Genomic DNA, 5,078 nt, shown 5'->3' with positions numbered 1-5,078 from the left:
ACTTGCAGTCTTCAGGGTTTTGTTCACAGTTAACTGTTAACCGTTAACTGTCAACCAACCAGAGTTTTCCTGGTGTCTATTGCGCGGTGGAACCACACTGAACCCTTCCCGAATTCAGAGGTGAAACGCTGCTGCGGCCACGATAGTTTAGGGGTAGCCCTACGCAAAAATAGCTCAATGCCAGGTTTATTTTTACAAAAAGCCTTTCTAACTACATTTAGAAAGGCTTTTTGTTTAGCTGATAAGATGGCTTAATAAAAAGAATCTCTTTAAGCTAATACTCCGTAAGACGATTGCTTAGTTGGGGTTAGAAAAAGTCAGACGGTAGATGAGTTCATCAGAAAGTTTTCCTTTGACGAACTCCGCGTTTTTATTGACGTTGTACAGTTCAAACCCAAGGTTCTCAACCACCTTACGGGAGGCATAGTTCTGCTCGTTTACTGAAGCGTGCAGTGCGATCAAGTTGAAGCGCCTTCGGGCAAGGGCGATCGCACTTTCGCAGTAAGTAGACGCGTAGCCGCGATTCTGGAAGTCTGCGAAAGTCATGAAGCCGATTTCTGCGTATGCGTCATCGAAAATACCTATCTCGACAACTCCAACAAACTGGTGTTGTGGGAGTATCGCAACCCACTTCAGCCAAGTCATAGTGTCGTTATCTGGCGATTTTTCCAGTGCAGCGAATTTGAATTTTTGCTTAAGTTCCAAAAGAGTTGGGATTTCATCTTCTAGGTATTCGTATAAAATCGGGTTGCTCAGATGCGAGTACAGCATCTGAGCGTGATCTTCTGTTACTTTTTCTAGATGCAAGCTTACCGGAGATTTGTCCATGTCTTGTCCCCTTTCAATTTAGAGGTAATGTTACTCTAGCTGCAACCAGGTCTAAAGCAGACATTGTGCTGAATTATTTTCCCTTCATGTCGGGATATGGTAGTTTGACGACATCAGGTGAAACAGGTACTGAGTAAGGATTAAGAGCGTATTACACAGGTAAAACGACATCCTGAAGAAAGAGGTTATTTTTGGCGAACGCAGGGAGACAATCTCTACCAGCCTATATAAAGCGCTTCGGCTAGCAAGAACCGCAGATATCGCTGACAATAACCAAGCTTTACCAAACTTGATATTACCCCAGAGGGTACTATCAATGCGAGGGAAATAGCAGTATAGTAGCTTGACGTGTCTAAGTATACAAGGCTTATTTTTGGCGTTAGCCAACTCTTTTTTCAGCCATCAAAGCAATGTCTAGCCTATCTTAAACATCTAATCCCACAAACAAAGGACTTAAAGTGAAGATAAATTGGAAAACAGGAATTATAGCTCTTGCTACTTTTGCAACTCTTACACCTATGTCATCAGTTTTAGCTCAGGAGATTAACAAGAAATCTACCTTTGAGCCAGTAGATATGATTAGTTCTTCAACAAGTAGCAATGATGTTACTAACTTAGATGGGACGTGGGATTACCAAGTCAGTCTTCCTGCGAGTCAATGCTACGTTTTAGGTGGCTGTGCGATAAAAATTGTTGGTAGTATCGCGTATTATGTGTTACCCGTTCCTACTGGTAGTGGTGCTTCTGTTGTTAATGTTTATTCAACTACTACCAACAGAGGAAAGCCCGTCGTTACTATTGGAGGAGTAGGAATAACAGGACAAGACATCACTTATGCTATTGTCCTTAGTGGCAGGCTAGATCAACCCGGACTTATTACTGGTAGCCTTGTGGATGTTGATAACAACCAAGGGACATTTACATTGAAGAAGCGACCATAAATTTTCAGGTGTTTTTGCAGATATGTGTTTCAGAGGAAATTTTAAAAGTTCCGAAACCTAGCATCAAGTTAACATTCGCACCTAAGTGCAAATTTTTTAAAGATGCCTGACTAATTTTTCGTACTTTCATTTTTTGATTATGTGCATGATTGGACGTTAGCATCTCTATCTTTGCTCCAATCGTGTGCATAATCGGATTGTGGGAAATATTAAAGTCTTAGCTGCGATCGCTGCAATAGTGGCGAGGTTTTTGGGCGTGGCTAATTTGAGAATATTTTAATTTCTTATTCCATTTGATTTGCGTTCTTTTATATTGCTTTTAGTTTAAATTTTAGTGAAATAGATAACATATTGAATACTTGACTAAGACATAATTGTATTATTTTTGTCCCTTTTATAATTATTTAAAGCTTGAAATACTGACTTAAATAACAGATTATGGTAATGAGAGAACGCAATAAAAAGTCTAATCCCAACTGAAAACAATTTACTTAAGAGTACATTTCAAATGGCTAACATTAAAATTTCTGACTTGCGTCTGGTTGAAGCAGACGTACCAGTGCTAAGTTTAACTGACAAAGAGTTGCGGTCTGTAAGTGGTGGGTGGAATTTTATTGATGATTGGTGGTTAAATTATATTGACAATGAATATGGCAAAGAATACGCCTAGTTCTGAACGTATATGACTGGGTGCATGTGGCAATAAAAAGTTTAATCCCAACTTAAAAGACTTTACTTAGGAGTAGATTTCAAATGGCTAACATTCAAATTTATGATTTGCGTCCGGTTGAAGCAGACCTGCCAGTGCTAAGTCTGACTGACAAGGAGTTGTTAGTGGTCAGTGGTGGTGATATGTGGACTTTTATAACAACCAAGGGTACACAAGTACCAATAAGTTGGGAAGATGCTTGGTAGGATTACTTGGTTGAGCGCGCAGGGCGTTCCGATACCTGGCACTGTGACCAAGACAAGGTCAATTGACCTTGTGAGCATTTTTGCTTATCCTTCCGGCTAAATTTGTGTAGACCAGCCAGCAACTTACTTCCCCAGTGAGACAAGCTTGCTGGTTTCGCTTTCGGCTTGTAGCTGCTGTGGATAGCGATCGCTAGCCCCAATCATCTTAAAAACTGAAACGGTTGCATCGTAATACTTACAGGCTACTTTGCCCCTGGTGACAGCTTCCGTAACTTTACCCCTTAATCGACATTAGCAACAAGCCTGTTCAAAGCGCGGTCGCTCTCACCCACCCAGACCAATATCGTCAAATACCGCCACACTGTATGCTAGGATGACGGCGAGATTTGGCGGTAATCCCATGAACAAACAGGAAGCAGCAGACTTTCTTAGCGTGAGTGTCCGAGCGCTTGAGCGTTACGTACAACAGGGGCGAATCAGCGTTAAGTACGAGAAAGGGAAAACTCGCCCGACTGCCAACTTTGATCCAACCGAACTGGAAGCATTTAAGGAAGAACTGAACCAACCGACTATAAAACCGGCCTTTGAATCTCGTCAAATAGCGACAGAGCAACAGCCACAGACAGGTAAATTAGTGCATCAATCTGGCGAGATTGCGGAGTTTGGCGAGATTGGGGTAATTGATAAATTGTCCTCAATCATTGAAGGGCTGCTGGGCAGAGGCGACAATCAGCCAGTAGTGCCGATTGCCGATAAGTTGCTACTGACTATTGCAGAGGCACAAGCGCTAACTGGGTTGTCCAGAGAATTTCTCAGGGATGCGATTACATCAGGTGAGTTGAAAGCTAAAGTCATTGGTAAAAGCTGGCGAGTTAAGCGTGCTGACCTGGAAGAGTATGTTGAGAAGCTGTTTTGAATCTCGCCAAATAGCGACAGAGCAACAGCCAGACACAGGTAAACTCACTTCTGATTCTAGCGAGATTGCAGGATTTGGCGAGATTGGCGTAGCTGTTTTAAATGCCGCCAAACTACGACAGTGTAAAACTCGCCTTCTTCATATAGAAGGTATAACCCTTTGAAACAGTGGCGACATTTGACGAGATTCAATACTAATATTCGGTTAGGCGATCAGCTTGGCATGACCGTGGTCGGGTAGCAGGACTATATCGCTATAATCCCGCCCCCTCAGAACCGGACTTGCGCCTTGCAACGCATCCGGCTCAAGCAAGTCATAAACTACCGATAGTTCCAGAATGTATTTGCTGATGGCAGTACAAGTGTACGAGTTGTAGGTTGCCGTAATTATCACCACCACCCTGAGATTTTGGCTTTTTATGATGAAGATGTAACTCCTCATCATTTAATAGAGATTCCCCGCATACAGGACAGACATATTGTTGCCTTTGGGCTATCTTCTGCCTACTTTTGATTAATTCGGATTTAGTTTTAGCTTCTTGCCGTTTAATCCAGTAGTCCCTTAATTTGGGGTCATCAGGTGATGATTTACCTTTAACAAGAATGTGCCTTTCAATCTTGAACCAAGCAAATTTCAACATATAGGCTCCGGTTTGTTTATTACCGAATACCCATCGGTCAAATGGTCTATCAAGATTTAGATTTCCCCAGTATTTAGCCTTACGCCAGCTATCGGATTTATTTCGATGAGTACGGTTGGCATACATTTTCTGTTTCTCATATAACCAGTGGTCAAGAGAATTGAAAATTTTTGAGGATACCCCAACTCGGAAGTAATTCGCTTGTCCCCGAATAATCGGATTGAGCTTTTTAATAACTGCATCTGCTGACTTACCTTTACAGTTAAGCCATTCATAACGCAGTTTACTCCGAATATTTAGCACAGACTTTTTGCTAGGTTTGATTAACAGCTTCCATCCAGTTTTAGTGGTTTGGTCTTTGTAGTGTCTGATATTGAAACCCAAGAAGTTAAAACCTGCTGTAAGATGCGATATTTTTGTTTTCTCCTGGGAGAGGGTAAGCCCCCTGACTTGCATCCAATCATTAAGGATTTGAACAACATTTTCTGCATCTTCAAGTGTTTCACAGAACACCACAAAATCATCGGCGTATCTCACCAAGGCTCTTGCTGCACGTAGTTCTCCGTCCTTGTTATATTTAACTCCCAAGGCTTCTTCCATACCGTGCAAAGCTATATTTGCTAACAACGGACTGACAACAGACCCTTGCGGTGTCCCAGCATCTGTAGGATGCCATGAACCCGCTTCCATATATCCTGCTAGTAGCCACTGTTTAATTAATTCACGGGCTGGAAAGCCTGTTAAAAGCTCTAACAGAAAATTATGCGAAATGTTGTCAAAACATCCTTGAATGTCTGCATCTACTACCCATTTCTTCCGTTTATTTGGACGGGCGAAG

Annotated in this window: 7 protein-coding genes and 1 rRNA gene; 6 read left to right on the top strand and 2 right to left on the bottom strand. The window is 42.0% G+C overall.

Annotation, left to right across the window (positions count from 1 at the left end; translation table 11 throughout):
* The first annotated feature begins 68 nt into the window (after window positions 1–68).
* Window positions 69–186: ribosomal RNA gene (gene rrf / locus H6G97_RS45120) — 5S ribosomal RNA — on the top strand.
* A gap of 111 nt (window positions 187–297) precedes the next feature.
* Here the strand turns inward: rrf and H6G97_RS45115 are convergent.
* Complete coding sequence (locus tag H6G97_RS45115) at window positions 298–828, bottom strand: GNAT family N-acetyltransferase (RefSeq protein ID WP_190946954.1); 531 nt, start codon at window positions 826–828, stop codon at window positions 298–300.
* A gap of 458 nt (window positions 829–1,286) precedes the next feature.
* Between H6G97_RS45115 and H6G97_RS45110 the strand changes: the two genes are divergently transcribed.
* From H6G97_RS45110 to H6G97_RS45090, 5 genes are all read left to right on the top strand, one after another.
* Window positions 1,287–1,769, top strand: coding sequence for a hypothetical protein (locus H6G97_RS45110; protein WP_190946953.1), 483 nt, complete (start codon window positions 1,287–1,289; stop codon window positions 1,767–1,769).
* 508 nt (window positions 1,770–2,277) lie between these two features.
* Window positions 2,278–2,439, top strand: coding sequence for a hypothetical protein (locus H6G97_RS45105; protein ID WP_190946952.1), 162 nt, complete (start codon window positions 2,278–2,280; stop codon window positions 2,437–2,439).
* A gap of 83 nt (window positions 2,440–2,522) precedes the next feature.
* Window positions 2,523–2,684: a hypothetical protein gene (locus H6G97_RS45100; protein ID WP_190946951.1), complete on the top strand. Its 162-nt coding sequence runs from the start codon at window positions 2,523–2,525 to the stop codon at window positions 2,682–2,684.
* A 400-nt stretch (window positions 2,685–3,084) separates the two neighbouring features.
* A complete protein-coding gene (locus H6G97_RS45095) occupies window positions 3,085–3,600 on the top strand; it encodes a helix-turn-helix domain-containing protein (RefSeq protein WP_190946950.1) in 516 nt (171 codons plus the stop codon).
* Window positions 3,581–3,763 carry a hypothetical protein gene (locus tag H6G97_RS45090; protein WP_190946949.1) on the top strand — a complete coding sequence of 61 codons (183 nt, stop codon included), beginning with the start codon at window positions 3,581–3,583 and terminating at the stop codon, window positions 3,761–3,763. The genes H6G97_RS45095 and H6G97_RS45090 overlap by 20 nt, the downstream gene beginning before the upstream one ends.
* Before the next feature lie 150 nt (window positions 3,764–3,913).
* On the opposite strand, the gene H6G97_RS45085 is transcribed toward H6G97_RS45090, so the two are convergent.
* The coding region (locus H6G97_RS45085) for a group II intron reverse transcriptase (RefSeq protein ID WP_190946948.1) at window positions 3,914–5,078 on the bottom strand (1,165 nt) is incomplete at its 5' end.

The sequence above is a fragment of the Nostoc flagelliforme FACHB-838 genome (genome assembly GCF_014698065.1).
Classification (GTDB): domain Bacteria; phylum Cyanobacteriota; class Cyanobacteriia; order Cyanobacteriales; family Nostocaceae; genus Nostoc; species Nostoc flagelliforme_B.
Note: the sequence above shows the minus strand (reverse complement) of the source record. Positions and strands in the feature narration are given on the sequence as shown.